The 16,898-nt window shown below is 64.6% G+C and carries 14 protein-coding genes; 5 read left to right on the top strand and 9 right to left on the bottom strand.

What is annotated here, in order from left to right; translation table 11 throughout:
• Positions 1–34 precede the first annotated feature (34 nt).
• The 7 genes from serA to V2L18_RS01290 all read right to left on the bottom strand — a co-directional run bounded on the left by serA (position 35) and on the right by V2L18_RS01290 (position 7,722).
• Complete coding sequence (gene serA / locus V2L18_RS01320; RefSeq protein WP_336175903.1) at positions 35–1,279, bottom strand: phosphoglycerate dehydrogenase; 1,245 nt, start codon at positions 1,277–1,279, stop codon at positions 35–37.
• Positions 1,280–1,506: 227 nt separating this feature from the next.
• Entirely contained in the window at positions 1,507–1,953 is a 447-nt protein-coding gene (locus V2L18_RS01315) for a copper chaperone PCu(A)C (RefSeq protein ID WP_336175901.1), read from the bottom strand.
• Between the two features lie 41 nt (positions 1,954–1,994).
• Entirely contained in the window at positions 1,995–2,735 is a 741-nt protein-coding gene (locus tag V2L18_RS01310) for a cytochrome c oxidase assembly protein (protein WP_336175899.1), read from the bottom strand.
• Positions 2,736–3,038: 303 nt separating this feature from the next.
• On the bottom strand, positions 3,039–3,611 hold the full coding sequence (gene ilvN, locus V2L18_RS01305) for an acetolactate synthase small subunit (protein WP_336175897.1): 573 nt from the start codon (positions 3,609–3,611) through the stop codon (positions 3,039–3,041).
• Positions 3,612–3,627: 16 nt separating this feature from the next.
• Positions 3,628–5,394 carry an acetolactate synthase 3 large subunit gene (locus V2L18_RS01300; RefSeq protein WP_336176370.1) on the bottom strand — a complete coding sequence of 589 codons (1,767 nt, stop codon included), beginning with the start codon at positions 5,392–5,394 and terminating at the stop codon, positions 3,628–3,630.
• A gap of 439 nt (positions 5,395–5,833) precedes the next feature.
• Positions 5,834–6,805: an HWE histidine kinase domain-containing protein gene (locus V2L18_RS01295; protein ID WP_336175895.1), complete on the bottom strand. Its 972-nt coding sequence runs from the start codon at positions 6,803–6,805 to the stop codon at positions 5,834–5,836.
• Between the two features lie 371 nt (positions 6,806–7,176).
• Positions 7,177–7,722 carry an NAD(P)H-dependent oxidoreductase gene (locus V2L18_RS01290; RefSeq protein WP_336175893.1) on the bottom strand — a complete coding sequence of 182 codons (546 nt, stop codon included), beginning with the start codon at positions 7,720–7,722 and terminating at the stop codon, positions 7,177–7,179.
• 133 nt (positions 7,723–7,855) lie between these two features.
• Between V2L18_RS01290 and V2L18_RS01285 the strand changes: the two genes are divergently transcribed.
• On the top strand, positions 7,856–8,287 hold the full coding sequence (locus V2L18_RS01285; protein ID WP_336175891.1) for a helix-turn-helix domain-containing protein: 432 nt from the start codon (positions 7,856–7,858) through the stop codon (positions 8,285–8,287).
• 82 nt (positions 8,288–8,369) lie between these two features.
• On the opposite strand, the gene V2L18_RS01280 is transcribed toward V2L18_RS01285, so the two are convergent.
• The gene (locus V2L18_RS01280; protein WP_336175889.1) at positions 8,370–8,819 is read right to left on the bottom strand and encodes a PadR family transcriptional regulator; all 450 of its coding nucleotides are present in this window, start codon (positions 8,817–8,819) and stop codon (positions 8,370–8,372) included.
• A 589-nt stretch (positions 8,820–9,408) separates the two neighbouring features.
• Between V2L18_RS01280 and V2L18_RS01275 the strand changes: the two genes are divergently transcribed.
• Together V2L18_RS01275 and ilvC are read left to right on the top strand one after the other, a co-directional pair.
• The gene (locus tag V2L18_RS01275; protein WP_336175888.1) at positions 9,409–10,074 is read left to right on the top strand and encodes a TetR/AcrR family transcriptional regulator; all 666 of its coding nucleotides are present in this window, start codon (positions 9,409–9,411) and stop codon (positions 10,072–10,074) included.
• An 81-nt stretch (positions 10,075–10,155) separates the two neighbouring features.
• Positions 10,156–11,175: a ketol-acid reductoisomerase gene (gene ilvC, locus V2L18_RS01270; RefSeq protein ID WP_336175887.1), complete on the top strand. Its 1,020-nt coding sequence runs from the start codon at positions 10,156–10,158 to the stop codon at positions 11,173–11,175.
• Positions 11,176–11,274: 99 nt separating this feature from the next.
• On the opposite strand, the gene V2L18_RS01265 is transcribed toward ilvC, so the two are convergent.
• Entirely contained in the window at positions 11,275–13,212 is a 1,938-nt protein-coding gene (locus tag V2L18_RS01265; RefSeq protein ID WP_336175886.1) for a cache domain-containing protein, read from the bottom strand.
• 427 nt (positions 13,213–13,639) lie between these two features.
• Between V2L18_RS01265 and V2L18_RS01260 the strand changes: the two genes are divergently transcribed.
• Together V2L18_RS01260 and V2L18_RS01255 are read left to right on the top strand one after the other, a co-directional pair.
• Positions 13,640–14,554, top strand: coding sequence for a PhzF family phenazine biosynthesis protein (locus V2L18_RS01260; protein ID WP_336175885.1), 915 nt, complete (start codon positions 13,640–13,642; stop codon positions 14,552–14,554).
• A 450-nt stretch (positions 14,555–15,004) separates the two neighbouring features.
• Positions 15,005–16,627 (top strand): 2-isopropylmalate synthase, encoded by a 1,623-nt coding sequence (locus V2L18_RS01255; protein WP_336175884.1) that lies wholly within the window; start codon positions 15,005–15,007, stop codon positions 16,625–16,627.
• Positions 16,628–16,898 lie beyond the last annotated feature (271 nt).

Genomic DNA, 16,898 nt, shown 5'->3' with positions numbered 1-16,898 from the left:
TGTCCTGCTTCGTCAGCGGCGGTAGCAGAGCGCTTTACACCCGGTTCAGGAGCCGCGCGCGGATCGTGCCGGGGATGGCGCGGATCTTTTCCAGGATCTCGACAGAATTCGCCACCTGGCCCTCAATGTCGACCACAACGTAGCCGATCTCGCCGTCCGTCTGCAGGTGCTGGGTGACGATGTTGAGGTCGTTGGAGGCGAACAGGTCGTTGAGCTTCTTCAGGGAGCCCGGCGTGTTGTCGTGCACCTGGATGAAGCGGGTCGCATCCGTGCCCTTGGGCAGCAGCACCTGCGGGAAGTTGACCGCGCCCATGGTGGACCCGACATCGGAATATTCCACGAGCCGGCGCGCCACTTCCTCGCCGATGCGCTCCTGCGCCTCTTCCGTCGAGCCGCCGATATGCGGCGTCAGGATGACGTTGTCGAACTCCCGCAAGGGGCTCAGGAACTCGTCGTTGTTGGACTTCGGCTCGCTCGGGAAGACGTCGATCGCGGCACCCGCCAGATGCTCGCTCTTCAGCGCCGCCACCAGCGCGTCGATATCCACCAGCTTGCCGCGCGCGTTGTTGATGAGGAAGGAGCCCTTCTTCATCTTCGCGATTTCCGCCGCCCCGATCATGCCGCGCGTTTCCGGTGTATCGGGTGTGTGGAGCGAAACGAAGTCGGAGACCGACAGGAGATGGTCCAGGCTTTCCGCCGGCTTGACGTTGCCGTGCGAGAGCTTGTCGACCTGATCGTAGTAGATCACGTGCAGCCCCATCGCCTCGGCGAGCGTTGCAAGCTGGGTGCCGATATTGCCGTAGCCGATGATGCCGAGCGTCTTGCCACGCACCTCGCGCGAACCCGTCGCGGACTTCAACCAGCGCCCGTCATGGGCAGCAACGGACTTCGGGAAGATGCCGCGCATCAGCATGACGATCTCTGCGATCGTCAGTTCCGCCACCGAGCGGGTGTTGGAGAACGGCGCGTTGAAGACCGGGATGCCGCGCTTCTTGGCAGCGGAAAGGTCCACCTGGTTGGTGCCCACCGAGAAGCAACCGATGGCAACCAGCGAATTCGTGGAGGCGATGACCTCGTCGGTCAGCTGGGAGCGCGACCGGATGCCGACGATCTGCGTGCCTTTCAGCGCTTCCTTGAGCGCATCCTTGTCGTAGGCGGTCTGCACCCGCTCGACGTTGTGATAGCCGTTTTCGTTGAGGACCGAGACGGCCGACTGGGAGATACCCTCAAGCAGCAGCCAGCGAATCTGGTTTTTTGGGCGGGAAAGGCCATTGCTCATGACGGCACGTGCTTTCGTTTGGAATGGGCGTTCTGAATGGGCTTTGTCGCGACGCGGGATGCGACAAGCGGTCCCGGTGCGCGGGCCCAGACTTATACGCCAAGGCCGCGCGAGATCAACGGGCGTAACCGAGGAATTGCGCCCCCGGCCCTGGCCACCGACGACGGCGCGTCATGGCCTCGCGACCATGCCGATGCCGCGGTGCCCTGAGGATTATTCCTCGAAGATCAGTCGCTTGGCGCCGCTTCGACGAGCACGTCGACGTCGATCTTGCCGACATGCGCGAAATCGAGCGTCATGGAGAAATGATCGCCGGCGGCAAGCGGCCGCTCGTTGCCTTCCACGAAGAGGTGTTCCCGCCATTTGGCGAAGGCCACGGGCTTGCCCGGCTGAAACGTGAACGTGTCGGAAAAGGTCGGCGTGCCGTCATCCACGCGCCGGATACGGACGTCCTTGCCGATCTGCGTGCGCGCACCGTCCAGAACGACGGGTTCGCCGCCCATGTCCAGGATCGCACCATAGATGGGCACGCCCGCACCGGCCGCGGCCGGCGGCGCCCACAGATGGCCGATCCTGAGCGGCCCGAGCCTGTAGCTGTGCGCCGCGGCGAGCCCCGCCGACAGAACGACCACGAGCCCGGCCAGCGCCGCGATGCGCGACAAACGCGAAAACATGCGGAATTCCTCCCTTTACGAATGGTCGTTTCCCCGACGCCCTAGCGAACGACGGGGCTTCCCGACCCGACGCGCTTGGCATCGACGCTGAACTGCGCCTTTCCGCTCGACGAGAGTTCATCGTCGAGCGCCTGCGATCCGCTTTTCAAGGCCCGCGCGGCCGCCAGATTGCCCTGCGACTGGTCGGTGCTCTTGAAGAAGGTATAGGACAGCGTGACCTCGCTCGTCTTTGCCGCGTCCTCGTCCTTTTCCAGCTGCTCGTCGATATAGAAGACGAGCGGCATGCGGGCCGTCTCGCCGGGATCGAGCCTTTCCTCGGTGAAACAGAAGCACTCGATCTTGAAGAAGTAGGGTGCGGCGTAATAGGGCGTGACGTTGTAGGTGGCGCGCGCGACGATCGGGTGATTGGTGCGGTTGTGCGCGGTGTAGTAGACCTTCGTCGCCTCGCCGATGCGGGTTTCAACCGTACGCTGTTCGGGTGCGAAGTCCCAGTCGAGATCCGGCGCGACATTGGCATCGAACCGCACCTTGATCGCACGGCCTTCCGCCTTGCCGGCGATCTCCTTGGTGGTGGTGCGATTGACGGCACCGCCATATCCGGTCGCCGCGCAGAACATCCGGTAGAGCGTCGGCGAGTATATGACGAGACCGACCATGACGCTCAGCATGGCGATGGCCACCGTCACCACGCCGCGATGGCTCTTGCGCGGACGCTCGTGCTCCGGATGGTCGGGCGCGGGGCGATTGGCGTCGGAGGGCTGGTGCGTGGATGTCTCGTTCATGGGCAGCCCTCGACTGTCTGGACAGGCTCAGGCGGGCGGAGCGAAGGGCCCTGCGCCGTCGACTGCCTACGGGCCTAGCATTCCGCCGGGTGAGGAACAAGGTGACGCACGAGGCAGATTGTCGCAGGCGAGATTGAAGCGGCACGCGTGTGACACGTTGTGTGGCCCATCCTGAGGAGGGCCGCAGGCCCGTCTCGAAGGATGGGCCCCGCGCACATGCCCGGAAACGCAAAGCCCCCCGCCCGATTGGGAGCGAGGGGTTGCAAGCATTCGATGTCCGTCGGCGCGCGCGCCCAGATCCCCTCAGATCCCTTCCGGTCCGCGCTGCACCGCCGCAATCCCCGATCGTGACACCTCCACCAGCCCCAGCGGCTGCATGATCTGGATGAACTGCTCGATCTTGGAGGTCCGGCCCGTGATCTCGAAGGTGAAGTGATCGGTCGTGGCATCGATCACGTTCGCGCGGAAGGCATCGCCCAGACGCAGCGCTTCCAGCCGCTTCTCGCCCGCCCCCTGCACCTTGACCAGCGCAAGCTCGCGCTCCAGCGGCTTTTCCTGCCCCTTCTCGTGCGCCTGCACGGTCAGGTCCACCACCCGGTGCACCGGCACCAACCGTTCCAGCTGATGACGGATCTGGGTAATGATCATCGGCGTGCCGGTGGTCACGATGGTGATGCGCGACAGGTGCTGCTCGTGCTCGATCTCGCACACGGTCAGGCTGTCGATGTTGTACCCGCGCCCGGAGAACAGGCCGATGACGCGGGCAAGAACGCCCGGCTCGTTGTCCACGATCACCGATAGCGTGTGCGTTTCCACGTCGTCGCTCACCTTGGTAAGGAAATAGGCCGAAGGCGCGTTTAGGTTCTGTGCGTTCATGTCCCTGTCCCCCTGATCAGACCAGCATCTTGCCTTCGGCGGAAATGGCGTTGGCCACCGCCTCGTCATTGGCCTCGTCCGGCAGCAGCATCTCGTTGTGGGCCTTGCCCGACGGGATCATCGGGAAACAGTTGGTGAGGTTCGCCACCCGGCAGTCGAACACGACCGGCCGCTTGACGGAAATCATCTCCGCGATCGCGTCGTCCAGATCACCGGGTTTGGAGCATTGCATGCCCACTCCGCCATAGGCCTCCGCCAGCTTGACGAAGTCGGGCAGGGATTCCGTGTAGGAATGCGACAGTCGGTTGCCGTGCAGCAGCTGCTGCCACTGGCGCACCATGCCCATGTACTGGTTGTTCAGGATGAAGATCTTGACCGGCAGCTCGTGCTGCACGGCCGTGGACATCTCCTGGATGTTCATCAGGATGGAGGCGTCGCCGGCGATATCGATGACGAGGCTGTCGCGGTGCGCCACCTGCACCCCGATGGCCGCCGGCAGGCCGTAGCCCATCGTGCCCAGCCCGCCCGACGTCATCCAGCGGTTGGGCTCCTCGAAGCCGAAGAACTGCGCCGCCCACATCTGGTGCTGGCCGACCTCGGTGGTGATGTAGGTGTCGTGCCCCTTCGTCGCCTCGTAGAGGCGCTGGATCGCGTATTGCGGCATGATGATGTCGCTGTTGGGCTTGTAGGCGAGCGAGTCGCGCGCGCGCCACGTGTCGATCTGCTTCCACCAGGCCTTGAGCGCCTTCTCGTCGCCCTTCAGCGCCGACGAGCGCCAGACCCGCACCAGATCCTCCAGCACGTGGCCGACATCGCCGATGATCGGCAGGTCCACCTGCACGTTCTTGTTGATCGACGAGGGATCGATGTCGATGTGGATCTTGGTCGAATTGGGCGAGAAGGCATCCAGACGCCCGGTGATACGGTCGTCAAAGCGCACGCCGATGGCGACCATGACGTCGCAATCGTGCATCGCCATGTTGGCTTCATACGTGCCATGCATGCCCAACATACCGAGCCAGGCATCGCCGGAAGCCGGATAGGCGCCGAGCCCCATCAGTGTGGACGTGATGGGGGCGCCGGAGAGCTTCGCCAGTTCACGCAGCAGCTGGCAGGCCTGCGGCCCGGAATTGATGACGCCGCCGCCCGTGAACAGGATCGGCCGGCGCGCGGAGGCCAGCAGTTCCGCCGCATGGCGGATCGAGGCCATGTCACCCTTGATCTGCGGACGGTAGGTCTTGTGCTCGACGCGGCTCGGCCCGTGGTATTCGCCGGTGGCGAACTGCACGTCCTTCGGGATATCGACGACGACGGGCCCCGGACGTCCGGTGGTCGCCACCTGGAAGGCCTCGTGCAGGATGCGCGGCAGGTCTTCGATGCGACGGACAAGCCAGTTGTGCTTGGTGCAGGGCCGGGTGATGCCGACGGTATCGCATTCCTGGAAGGCGTCGGAGCCGATCAGCGACACGGGAACCTGACCGGTGATGCAGACGAGCGGAATGGAATCCATCATCGCGTCGGTGAGCGCGGTGACCATGTTGGTCGCCCCCGGCCCCGATGTGACCAGCACGACGCCCGGCTTGCCGGTGGAGCGCGCATAGCCCTCCGCCGCGTGGCCGGCCCCCTGCTCGTGGCGCACGAGGACGTGCTTGATCTCGTCCTGCTGGAAGATCTCGTCGTAGATGGGGAGGATCGCACCGCCGGGATATCCGAACAGATATTCGACATCGTGGTCCTTCAGCGCCTGCAGAACCATCCCGGCGCCTGTCATCTCCCGTGTCATCGTCTCGTCCTCGTCCTTACCGCCGGTTTCTTCCGGCTCACCGGCCCGCGAGAAGGGCCTCATTGTTCCGTCAAGCTCCGCCCGTTCCGCAACAGCCGATCGGGTAATAAAAAAGGGCCCCGAGGGCCCTGTTGCGCACGACACCGTTCCGGATGACCTCAGGCCATCCCGGCAGCGTGCGCGTTCCTTACAAGAATGAGAGTCGTCATGCGTGAATCCCTTCCGCGACCGGACCCCCGACCACGATGCGGCAGACCCTAAGCGCGCGCGTCGGAGCGGTCAAGCGTAAAAGCGCGAATATTTCGTCGCAGCAACGCATGCTTCTCGAATCTTTCGCATCCGCCCCGCGATCGCCCCGTACCCCCCAGAGGCCGCCCTCCCCCAGGCAGCCTCGTCCGGTCCGCTATTCGCATGCCTTTGGGCCCGACGTCGCGCCTTCTCAGGCCATCGGCACCACGATGGAGCAATGCATCCCTGTGGAATTGAAGACGCGTTCGACCTCACCTTCCACCTGCATCGGCATCACTTCCTCAATGATGCGCGATCCGAAACCGATCGTGTCCGGCGCCTGGACGTCGTGGAGACCGTCTTCGTTCCACTCGATCTTGAGCTTGCCCGCTTCCAGCGTCCAGCGCACCTCCAGCCGGCCAGCCGGATCGGAGAAGGCACCATACTTGGCCGCATTCGTGGAGAGCTCATGAAAGGCCATGCCGAGCGCCTGGGCCTGCGTGCTGGTCAGCAGGACGCGGGGGCCACGCAGGGTGATGGCGCCACGACCCTCGTTGCGGAACGGCGTGAGCTCGCCTTCCAGAAGGTCTGACAGCAGCATGCCGTCCCACCCGCCATTGACGAGCAGCTGGTGGGTGCGCGCCATGGCGTCGATGCGCTGGCCGAAGACGGTGGTGAAGTCCTCCATCGTCCGCGCCTGCGCCGCCGTGCGCCGCGCGATGACGGTGATCGTCGCCAACAGGTTCTTGATCCGGTGCGCGAACTCATGGGAAACGGCATCGCGCATCTGCTCGGCGGCGACCTCGGACGTCACGTCCACTGCATGCTGCACGACGCCGCAGATCTCTCCGTTCTCGTCGTAGGCGGGAACGTGCCGGCAGGTCCAGCAGACCTCGCGCCGGCCGCCGTTCTCGGCGTCCGGTTCGGGAATCGGAAAGATCTGCCGCTCCAGAACCGAGGTCTGGCCGCTCAGCGCCTCCCGCAAGGCGGTCTCGAAAGGGGCGATCTCTTCCGCAGTCGCGGGAAAGGCGTCGAAAACGTAACGGCCGATCAGATCGGCCCGCGTGCGCTGCGTCACGTCCAGATAATGCTGGTTCATGTCCAGAAAGCGCAGCTCGGTGTCCAGCACCATGTAGGGTGTCGGCAGGTCGTTGAAGAGCCGCCCGTAGTCAATCGCGGTCATCGCCGTACTTTGTTACCTTTCCCGCCATGCAACGTGGGCGGACCACGCTCCGGAATGCGCTGTCGGCGGGCAAAAGCGCGCCCTGAGCAAAACACCGCGCTCTGGAAGCTTCAAACGAACGCAGCCCGGAAGCGTGGTCGACTCGACCAGATCACGCGCATGCTCTGCGAAAACTGGTATCGGATACGATGGGAAATGGGAAGCGGTACGGGCAGACCGTACGGATTCGAACAATGGTCGAACTTCTGCGGTCGAACTTCTGCGGTCGAATTCCGGCGCTGTCTTGAGACGACGCCATGCCGGTCGCGGGAGGCGACAGGCGCCGGATGCGGGCCGAGGAGGTCCGCATCCCAGTGTCCAGACGCCGGCGCTCAGCCGACCCGGTCGATCCACGCGGCAAAACTGTCGACGAAGCTTCGCAGGAAGGCGGCGGTCTGTTCGTCGACGATGTTTCCCTCGTCGTCGAAGAGCTCGTCCCTGTAGGCGAAATAGACCTCCGGCTGCCCCATCAGGATCATGCCGACGACGACGGCGACCTGCTTGAGCTGGGACTGGCCGACGGCGGCACCGATGGCGCCGGGCGAGGTGCCGACGATGGCGGCGGGCTTGCCCGTCCAGGAATTCTTGCCCCAGGGACGCGTGCCCCAGTGGATGGCGTTGTCGATCGCCGGCGAATAGGTGCGGTTGTATTCCGGCGTGACGAACAGAACGCCATCGGCGCTCTCGATGTCGCTCTTCAGCCGCAGGACGGAGGCCGGCGGGTTTTCCCACAGATCCTCGTTGTAAAGCGGCAGGTCGCCGATCTCGACGAACTTGAAGGCGAGCTTGCCATCGGCGAGCTTTGCAAGGATTTCCGCGAACTTGCGGTTCAACGACGCGGCTCTGAGCGAGCCCACGAGCACGGCTACGGTTTTCATGGAGGATTGCCCCGTATACATTGGTAACCGGCTCTACATGCGAAACTGGTTGCTGCATCGCAAGATGGCACCTAAAGGTCCCCTAGGCACCTTGATGAAACCGGGTACCATTCAAGTTTCCAAAGGAGATGCAATGGCCTACCTAGCGGAAGAGGCGAAAAGCCGCGCTTCGGACCCCGCCACCCCCGCCGTCTCGCCTTCGCATGTGCACAAGCCCGGACAATGCACCCGCGCCAACGAGGTGATCTCGCTGGTGGGCGACAAGTGGAGCGTCCACATCGTCATGCTGCTGGGGACCGGACGGCATCGGTTCATGGAGATCAAGCGGACGATCGACGGAATTTCGCAAAAGATGCTGACAGTGACCCTGCGCGGGCTCGAGCGCGACGGATACGTGACGCGCACGGTCTATCCGACCATTCCGCCCAAGGTGGAATACGAGTTGACGGATCTGGGGCGTGAACTGCTGGTGCCGCTGCGGGCGCTGGGCTCGTGGGCACTCGCGAACCACGATCGCGTCGTCGCCGCGCGAGAAGCTTATGATGCGCGTGAGCAGACAAAATGAAGCGGGGGCGACGCCGCGTTTCCGCTAACGTCGCCCCCTCTCGCATCCCGGTTTTCCGGTCAGGACGTACGTACCGGAGGACCTACAGCCGTTCGATCTTGCCAGCCGCCTCGTCGATCAGGCCGACTGCGGCGAGAACCTTGTCCTCGTCGAGCCCTTCGCGCAGACGGTTCTGAAGCACGGCCCGCAGGTTTTGCATGGCCCTGCGAACGGGCACCACATCGGTGCGCTCCTGCATCTCCGACAAGGCATCGAGCCGCTTGAAAAGCATCTCGATCACATCGCCCTGCTCGTCGAGCTGCGCCAGCCCTTCCGGCGTCGCCTCGAACAGCTTGCGCGCGCCGTCCGCCGGCTTCTCGCTGATCAGGCCCATGTCGGTCAAAAGCGTCAGCGTCGGATAGACGACGCCCGGGCTCGGCGCATAGCCGCCGGCCGTCCGCTCCTCGATGGCGCGGATAAGATCGTAGCCGTGACGTGGCGCCTCGGCGATCAGCTTCAGCAGCACAAGCCGCAGCTCTCCCCCGTCGAACATCCGCCGGCGCCCGCGCCCGCCATGCCGGCGTCCGTGGCCCTGTGGCCCGTCCTCGCCAAACTCTCCGCCGAAACCGCGATGCATGCCGCGATGCATGCCGCGATGCGGCCCTTCATGACAGCATTCGCCGCCTCCGTGCCCGTGGGGACCGCCCTGGCCATGATGGCCGCCGCAGCATCCGCCGCCATGGGCCCCGTGCATGTGTCGTTGTCCATTCATCGTGAACACTCTCTTTCTGTTTCGATAGCACTAAGATATATCTTAGTTCGATAGCGTCAAGATATATCTTGAAAAGAATTCACGTGGCTTTCGCACCCATATCGGGCGCCGGCCTGCACTTTCAGCCTGCGCCCCTCCCCCACTGCAAGGCTGGCCGCCGCGCGTTACCTCCATGACCACCTTCACAGGCCTTATAGACTTCGCCTCGTCCACATCTGTCTTGACAGGCTTCGCCGCGTTCGCCATTGTTCCGAACCGTACGGTACGGTTCCCTCCAGCTGAAGCGGAAATGCCGACCGTTCCAAGGGCGCGTCCCGGTCCGCGAGGGCGACGGGAAAGATGCCGACCCATTCGATGCGCAGGAAACGCCATGGCCCGCACAGCCGGCACGGTTGCAGATGACAGCGATTTCACGCCCCGCCAGGCGGCGGTGCTGACCTGTGCGTTGTCGCTGCTGGTGGAGGGCGGTGAAAAGGGGCTGACGACGGCAGGCCTTGCGCGCGCCGCCAACTGCTCCAAGGAATCCCTCTACAAGTGGTTCGGCGACCGCGACGGCCTGCTGGAGGCCGTGGTCACCTTCCAGGCCTCCAAGGTGCGGCCGCTGGGAGCCAGCGAAAGCGCGCTCGATGCGGCAGGCTACCGTCGCCGGCTCGTCACCTTCGCCCATGAGCTTCTGTCGGTTCTGGCAGGCGACGTTTCGCTTGCTCTCAACCGGCTCGCCATCGGCCAGGCCTCGCGGCCCGAGTCGCCGCTCGGCCGGCTTCTGGTGGAGCGCGGCAAGCATTCGGTGACGGCGCGCGGCCGGGCCCTGCTCGCGGCGGGCCGGCGCCAGCGCCATCTCGAATTCGACGATGCGACAGCCGCCTACTCCACCTTTTACGGGCTGGTGGTGCGCGACGTTCACCTGCGCCTGCTGCTGGGCGATGCGCTGGAGCCCGGCGAGGACGATTTCGCCGCACAGGCGGAAGCGGCCGTCAATCAGTTCTGCCGCCTCTACGGATCGCAACGATCGGTGGAGGCGCTCTCGACGTCTTGAGACTGCCGCACGCGGCGAGGATGCGCCCTCACCGCGGCGGCCGGAATGACTGCACAAGATCAACGTTTGGAAGGAAAAGCTATGCGCGTCTATTACGATCAGGATGCCGATCTCGGCCTCATCAAGGACAAGAAGGTCGTGGTCATCGGCTACGGTTCCCAGGGACGCGCCCATGCGCTGAACCTGAAGGATTCCGGCGTGAAGGAAATCGCCATCGCGCTGCGCGAGGGCTCTTCCTCTGCGAAGAAGGCCGAGGCCGACGGCTTCGCGGTCAAGAGCGTTGCCGACGCCGCCGCCTGGGCCGACCTGATGATGATGGCCACGCCCGACGAGCTGCAGGCCGACATCTACAAGGACCACATCGCCCCCAACATCCGTGACGGCGCCGTCCTCGCCTTCGCCCACGGCCTCAATGTCCATTTCGGCCTGATCGAGCCGAAGTCCACGGTCGACGTGATCATGATTGCGCCGAAGGGCCCGGGCCACACCGTGCGCTCCGAGTATGTGCGCGGCGGCGGCGTGCCGAACCTGGTGGCGGTCGCGCAGGATGCGTCGGGCAACGCGCTCGACATCGCGCTCGCCTATGCGGCGGGCCTCGGCGGCGGCCGCGCCGGCATCATCGAGACGACCTTCAAGGAAGAGTGCGAGACCGATCTCTTCGGCGAGCAGGCGGTTCTGTGCGGCGGCCTCGTGGAGCTGATCCGCGCCGGCTTCGAGACGCTGGTGGAAGCCGGCTACGCGCCGGAAATGGCCTATTTCGAATGCCAGCACGAGATGAAGCTGATCGTCGACCTGATCTACGAGGGCGGCATCGCCAACATGAACTACTCCATCTCCAACACAGCGGAGTGGGGCGAGTACAAGTCCGGCCCGCGCGTCGTCGGCTCCCAGTCCAAGGCCGCGATGAAGGAGATCCTCAAGGAGATCCAGTCCGGCCAGTTCACCTCGGAGTGGATGCAGGAATGCAAGGCCGGCCAGGCCCGCTTCAAGGCCACGCGCCGCAACAACGACAGTCACCAGATCGAGGAAGTCGGCGAAAAGCTGCGCGGCATGATGCCCTGGATCAAGAAGGGCGCGCTGGTCGACAAGTCGAAGAACTAGGCCCGGCCAACGGGCCCGGGCATTAGTAAAGCCCGCAAAATACAAGCCCCGCCGGTTGGATCCGGCGGAGCTTTTTCGTGTCGATAACCGAGGTCCCCCTCAGGCGGATGCGACGTCCTTCAGGAAGCGGGCGATCTCGGTGCGGAAGGTCTCCGCTTTCGATGCAGCATCGCCGCTGGCGGTGAGCATGGATGCGGCCGAGCGGTTGGTCTCGTTCACCGCGTCGTCCAGCGAGCCGATGCTCTTCACCACAGACTGGGTCTGTTCGGCCGCGTTCTGGATGTTGCGGCTGATCTCCACCGTTGCGATGCCCTGCTGCTCCACCGCGGCCGCAATCGCGGCGGTGTAGCCGTTGACCTCGTCCATTGTGCTCGAAATCGCGCCGATCGCGCCGACGGTTTCCTCCGTCGCGACCTGGATGGAGGAGATCTGCGCGGAGATTTCCTCCGTCGCCTTCGACGTCTGCGTGGCGAGTTCCTTCACCTCCGCGGCGACGACCGCAAACCCCCGCCCCGCCTCACCGGCGCGCGCGGCCTCGATCGTCGCGTTCAGTGCCAGAAGGTTCGTCTGTTCCGCAATGTCGCGGATAAGGGACACCACGTCGCCTATCTTCTGCGCGGAATGGGCAAGGCCTGCCACCTTCTCGTTGGTCGATTGCGCCGCGCCGGTCGCCTGGCCAACGATATCCGTCGTCCGCACCACCTGATTGGAGATTTCGGAGATCGACGAGGACAGCTCTTCGGCCGCCGAGGCGACGGTCTGCACGTTCGACGCCGCCTCGCCGGAGGCATCCGCAGCACCCCGCGCCTGATCCGCACTCGCCGCCGCGACGCTTTCCAGGCTCCGAGCCGTCGATTGCAGGCCGATATTGGTCTCTTCCACCGAGGACAGCAGCCCCTGCGAGGTGGCGCGGAACGCCTCGATCAATTGCTCGATGCGCTGCTGGCGATCCTCGCGGGCCTTCTGGCTGCGCCCCTGTTCCGCCTCCAGTTGCTCCCGCTCTATGGCGCCCACCCGGAAGATATCAACGGCGCGGGCCATGTCGCCGATCTCGTCGGCACGCTCGGTTCCCGTGACCGCGATGTCGCGCGCGCCGCCGGCAAGGGCGACGATCTCGCCCGCGACGCTGCGCAGCGGACGCAGGACCGAGCGATTGGCGAAATAGAGGATCCCGCCGGCCACGGCCAGGAGCAGAACGCCGATGGCGATGCCGACGACCTGTGCCGTCGAGGCGATCGCCCGATAGGCCGACCGGTCGACGGCGAGAAGCGCGACGGCGATCGGCTGGCCCGAATAGTCGTTCACCGACACCCGGGTGATCCGGTAATCGCCGCTCTCCAGACTGCTGCCTTCGCCAGCAAGCTGCGTCATCAGCCGGTCCGGCGAAAACCCTTCCGGCAAGGTGTTGCCGATCACGTCGAAGCCGCCTTGCGCCGGGCGCAGCACCGCCAGCCGATAGCCCGTCTGGCGCGTGAAGCCGGAGACGAAATTCTCGTGAAAATCGAGCCCGAACTCCACCGAGCCGATATGCCGGCCATCCTTGAACACGGGCACCACACCGCGGTTGCCGATCCCCGCCACGCCCTTTTCCAGTCCCCAGACCGGCTTTTGCGTTTCGTTGGTCTGCACGACCGTCTTGCGGAAGCCGGAAAGATCGTCGCCCGACTTCTCCGGCTTGTGCACGCGCAGAAACGACGTCGCGGGCGGCAGGTGGAACTGGAACTGGCGAATGCCGAAGTTCTTCTTGAGCGCGGCGAAGGCCCCCGTGAATTCGGCGGCGAGGCCGTCGCGGTCTCCGGCAGCGAATTTCTCCTGCACGCTGGCCTCGCCCGCGACGAGGCTTGCAAGCATCAGTGCCTGGCGGCTTTCCGACTCGATCGCCGCCTTCAACTGCTGCTCGGCACCCTGGACTTCCCGCGTCAGCGCCGTCTCGACCATGTGGCCCGACACCCACTGCGACACCCCAAAGATCGCCGCTGACGCCAGTATCGCCAGCCCCACGATCAACAGGCTCAATTTGGCTCGAATGGTCTTCATAGGTGCGCCCTCGACAGTCCGGTAAATTTCGTTGTATCGATAAAATTGTCGGGGAAAATAATTACGTATAAACATGTAAAGTTGCTTAAGCTCGCGCCAGCCGCTTGCGTGCGCTGACTTGGCCTTCGATCGGCCCTCGCTTGTTTTACAGGCCTCGGGCGGATTAACGATTTGTTCACGATGAACGACGGAAAGCGCACGCCGGGCGCGGGAATGACCACCACGGCCGGTTTCGCCAGAGAAACCTTGCCCTGAAGCGGCGATCCCCTGGGGTTTTCAACGCGCAAACGGCCTGGGCTTGACGAATTGCGGAGCGCCGGGACGATATTTTGTTGGCCGGGCCGGGGGCCTTTCCGCTATTGGAAGACGTTGAGGGCCCGCCTTCGACCGCCGCCCAAATGCCAACCTGAACCCGGGAACAAGCCTGATGTCGCGACCGTATGCCATCCTCGACGTGTTCACCAACCAGGCGCTTGCGGGCAACCCGCTTGCGGTCGTTCTGGATGCGGACGGGCTGGAAGACGCGGCGATGCAGAAGATCGCAGCCGAGTTCAACCTGTCGGAGACGGTCTTCGTCCTGTCGTCGAGCAATCCCGCACACTCGGCCAGGGTGCGCATCTTCACGCCGGCGCGCGAACTGCCCTTTGCCGGCCACCCGACCATCGGCACCGCCATCCTGCTCGCCACGGACCGCTTCGGCGAGATCGATCAGCCTCAGGACGCCATGGTGGTCCTGGAGGAGACGGTCGGTGCAGTCCGCTGCGGCGTGAAACTCCAGCCCAAGGCCGCAGGATTTGCGGAATTCGATGCGCCGCGCATCGCCAAACCCCATGGCATCAGTCTCGGCGACAAGGCCGAAGTCGCCGCCGCGCTCAATCTCAACACCTCCGACATCGGTTTCGAAAACCACCGCCCCTCGGCTTTCGAGGCGGGCGTGCCGTTCGCCTTCGTGCCGGTCGGCGGCCTCGATGCGCTGGGACGCGCCAGACCCAACCTCGCGGCCTGGGTCGCCGCCTTCGGCGATGGCGATCACAACTCCGCCTTCCTCTATTGCCGCGACACCCGCAACCACCGCACCACTTTCCGCGCGCGCATGTTCGCGCCCGAGATGGGCATCACCGAGGACCCGGCGACGGGCTCGGCCGCGGCCGCCTTCGCCGGTGTCGTTCGCACCTTCGACAAACCGACCGACGGTACGCACTTCATCCGCATCGAGCAGGGTTTCGAAATGGGCCGCCCCTCGCTGATCGATCTGGAAATCGACGTGGAAAGCCGCGAACTCGACGCCGTGCGCATCGGCGGCCAGGCGGTGATCGTCGCGCGCGGAGAGCTGTTCGTGTGAGCTCTGCGCACGGCCATTTTGCCGTTGCATGCCACAAAGACGCTTGCGCCGGGCGGCGCGATCACCTAAGAACCTTTCTTAATCTTTCGATAACCGGTAGTGGCCACACTGGCCGTTACGGATGGTTCTGGCAGCCTCGGACATTCGGGCAGCCTTGAAACGGCAAAGCGGAGAACGACGGGACCGATGATCGCCCGCCGCAACATTACGGCTCTTGCGATCGACGCGCAGATGCGCGGCGCCCCCTCCCTTATTGCCCTTCTTTCCCTTTCGCTTCTCGGCGCGCTCCTCCTTATCTGCCCCTGAGCGTCGACTGCCCTTGTCTTGAGGGCGGGCACTCAGGGGAGTTTCAGATATCGAGCGACAAGCCCGAATGAACGTTGACGCCCCAACGGCCGCCATTTCACCAAGAGCAGGCCCCGGGCAAGGAAACCGAAGGACGACCCCGCAATGACCGCAGGCACCCCCGCAGGCACCCCCGAAGACACCAAAGCCGCGAACACCAATTCCACCGTCTCTTCCGAAGCCGAGCACGTACGGATCTTCGACACGACCTTGCGCGACGGCGAGCAATCGCCCGGCGCCTCGATGACGTTTGAGGAGAAGCTGCAGGTCGCCGAACTGCTCGACGAGATGGGCGTCGACATCATCGAGGCCGGCTTCCCGATCGCCTCTACCGGCGATTTCGAGAGCGTGCAGGAAATCGCGCGCCGTTCGAAGAACTCCATCATCGCTGGCCTGTCGCGCGCCGCCTTCAACGATATCGACCGCTGCGGCGAGGCGGTGAAGCCGGCCCGGCAATCGCGCATCCATACCTTCATCTCCACCTCGCCGATCCACATGAAGTACAAGCTGCAGATGGAGCCGGAAGCGGTGCTGCAGCATGTCGCCGACAGCGTCGGGCGCGCCCGCAAGTGGGTGGATGACGTGGAGTGGAGCGCGGAGGACGGCACCCGCACCGAATTCGAGTTCCTGTGCCGCTGCGTGGAAGCCGCCATCAAGGCCGGCGCTACCACCATCAACATTCCCGACACGGTCGGCTACACCACGCCGCTGGAATACAAGGATCTGTTCGAGCGCGTGCGCGCCAACGTCCCCAATTCCGACAAGGCGGTCTTCTCCGTCCACTGCCACAATGACCTGGGCCTGGCGGTCGCCAACTCGCTGGCCGGTGTCGCCGGCGGCGCGCGGCAGATCGAATGCACCATCAACGGGCTGGGCGAGCGCGCCGGCAACGCGGCGCTGGAGGAGATCGTCATGGCGATCCGTACCCGCCATGACGTGCTGCCTTACACCACCTCGATCAAGCCGCACTACCTGATGCGCGCCTCCAAGCTGGTCTCCGCGGTGACGAACTTCCCCGTGCAGTACAACAAGGCCATCGTCGGCAAGAACGCGTTTGCGCACGAGAGCGGCATCCACCAGGACGGCATGCTGAAGAACGCCGAGACCTACGAGATCATGAAGCCCGAGGACGTCGGCGTGAAGGCGACCTCGCTGGTGATGGGCAAGCATTCCGGCCGCCACGCCTTCCGCGAGAAGCTGTCGGATCTGGGCTTCGAGCTGGGCGACAACGCCTTTGCCGACGCCTTCCGCCGCTTCAAGGATCTGGCCGACCGCAAGAAGAACGTCTACGACGAGGATATCGAGGCGCTGGTGGAAGACGAGATCTCCACGCGCGGCGACGAGATGGCCAAGGTCATCGCCCTGACGGTCATTGCCGGCACCGGCGGTCCGCAGAAGGCGATCATCACGATGGAAGTCGACGGCCAGCACATCACCAAGGAGGCCAACGGCGACGGTCCAGTGGATGCGACCTTCAAGGCCATCCGCACGGTGGTGCCGCACGATGCGCATCTGGCGCTCTATCAGGTGAACGCGGTGACCGAGGGCACCGACGCCCAGGCCGAGGTTTCCGTCCGTCTGGAGGCCGGCGGCCGCATCGCCACCGGCAAGGGCGCGGATACCGACACGCTCGTCGCCTCCGCCCGCGCCTATGTCTCGGCCATGAACCGGCTGGCGCAGCGCATGAAGTCCTCCAACCCGCAAGGGGGAGCGCTGAAGGCGAGCTGAGCGGGAACGGCAGCAAGATCGAAAGGGCCGGCCGATGCGCCGGCCCTTTTTTGTTGGGCGTTGGTTGGCTGGAAGAAAAGGGAGACGGAGCGGCTTTGCCGCGCTTGCCCACGCTGGATTTCGGATCAGCGCTCGGCTTCGCCTCGCTTGTCCGGAATGAGGGAGGGTGAGTTTGGCTTCAAGCCCGCCACACACACCGTCATTCCGGGCGGTCTGCAGCGAAGCTGCATGGCCAGACCCGGAAACCAGCGTGGGCAAGCGCGGCGAAGCC

The organism is Breoghania sp. JC706, assembly GCF_037026715.1.
In the GTDB taxonomy this organism is placed as follows: domain Bacteria; phylum Pseudomonadota; class Alphaproteobacteria; order Rhizobiales; family Stappiaceae; genus Breoghania.
The sequence above is the reverse complement of the archived record's forward strand: the minus strand, read 5'-3'. Positions and strand labels throughout refer to the sequence as shown.

Bases quoted from the DNA above. Each gene is read 5' to 3' on its own strand.
- serA (WP_336175903.1), bottom strand. From the start codon at position 1,279: ATGAGCAATGGCCTTTCCCGCCCAAAAAACCAGATTCGCTGGCTGCTG.
- V2L18_RS01315 (WP_336175901.1), bottom strand. From the start codon at position 1,953: ATGTTTTCGCGTTTGTCGCGCATCGCGGCGCTGGCCGGGCTCGTGGTC.
- V2L18_RS01310 (WP_336175899.1), bottom strand. From the start codon at position 2,735: ATGAACGAGACATCCACGCACCAGCCCTCCGACGCCAATCGCCCCGCG.
- ilvN (WP_336175897.1), bottom strand. From the start codon at position 3,611: ATGAACGCACAGAACCTAAACGCGCCTTCGGCCTATTTCCTTACCAAG.
- V2L18_RS01300 (WP_336176370.1), bottom strand. From the start codon at position 5,394: ATGACACGGGAGATGACAGGCGCCGGGATGGTTCTGCAGGCGCTGAAG.
- V2L18_RS01295 (WP_336175895.1), bottom strand. From the start codon at position 6,805: ATGACCGCGATTGACTACGGGCGGCTCTTCAACGACCTGCCGACACCC.
- V2L18_RS01290 (WP_336175893.1), bottom strand. From the start codon at position 7,722: ATGAAAACCGTAGCCGTGCTCGTGGGCTCGCTCAGAGCCGCGTCGTTG.
- V2L18_RS01285 (WP_336175891.1), top strand. From the start codon at position 7,856: ATGGCCTACCTAGCGGAAGAGGCGAAAAGCCGCGCTTCGGACCCCGCC.
- V2L18_RS01280 (WP_336175889.1), bottom strand. From the start codon at position 8,819: ATGTTCGACGGGGGAGAGCTGCGGCTTGTGCTGCTGAAGCTGATCGCC.
- V2L18_RS01275 (WP_336175888.1), top strand. From the start codon at position 9,409: ATGGCCCGCACAGCCGGCACGGTTGCAGATGACAGCGATTTCACGCCC.
- ilvC (WP_336175887.1), top strand. From the start codon at position 10,156: ATGCGCGTCTATTACGATCAGGATGCCGATCTCGGCCTCATCAAGGAC.
- V2L18_RS01265 (WP_336175886.1), bottom strand. From the start codon at position 13,212: ATGAAGACCATTCGAGCCAAATTGAGCCTGTTGATCGTGGGGCTGGCG.
- V2L18_RS01260 (WP_336175885.1), top strand. From the start codon at position 13,640: ATGTCGCGACCGTATGCCATCCTCGACGTGTTCACCAACCAGGCGCTT.
- V2L18_RS01255 (WP_336175884.1), top strand. From the start codon at position 15,005: ATGACCGCAGGCACCCCCGCAGGCACCCCCGAAGACACCAAAGCCGCG.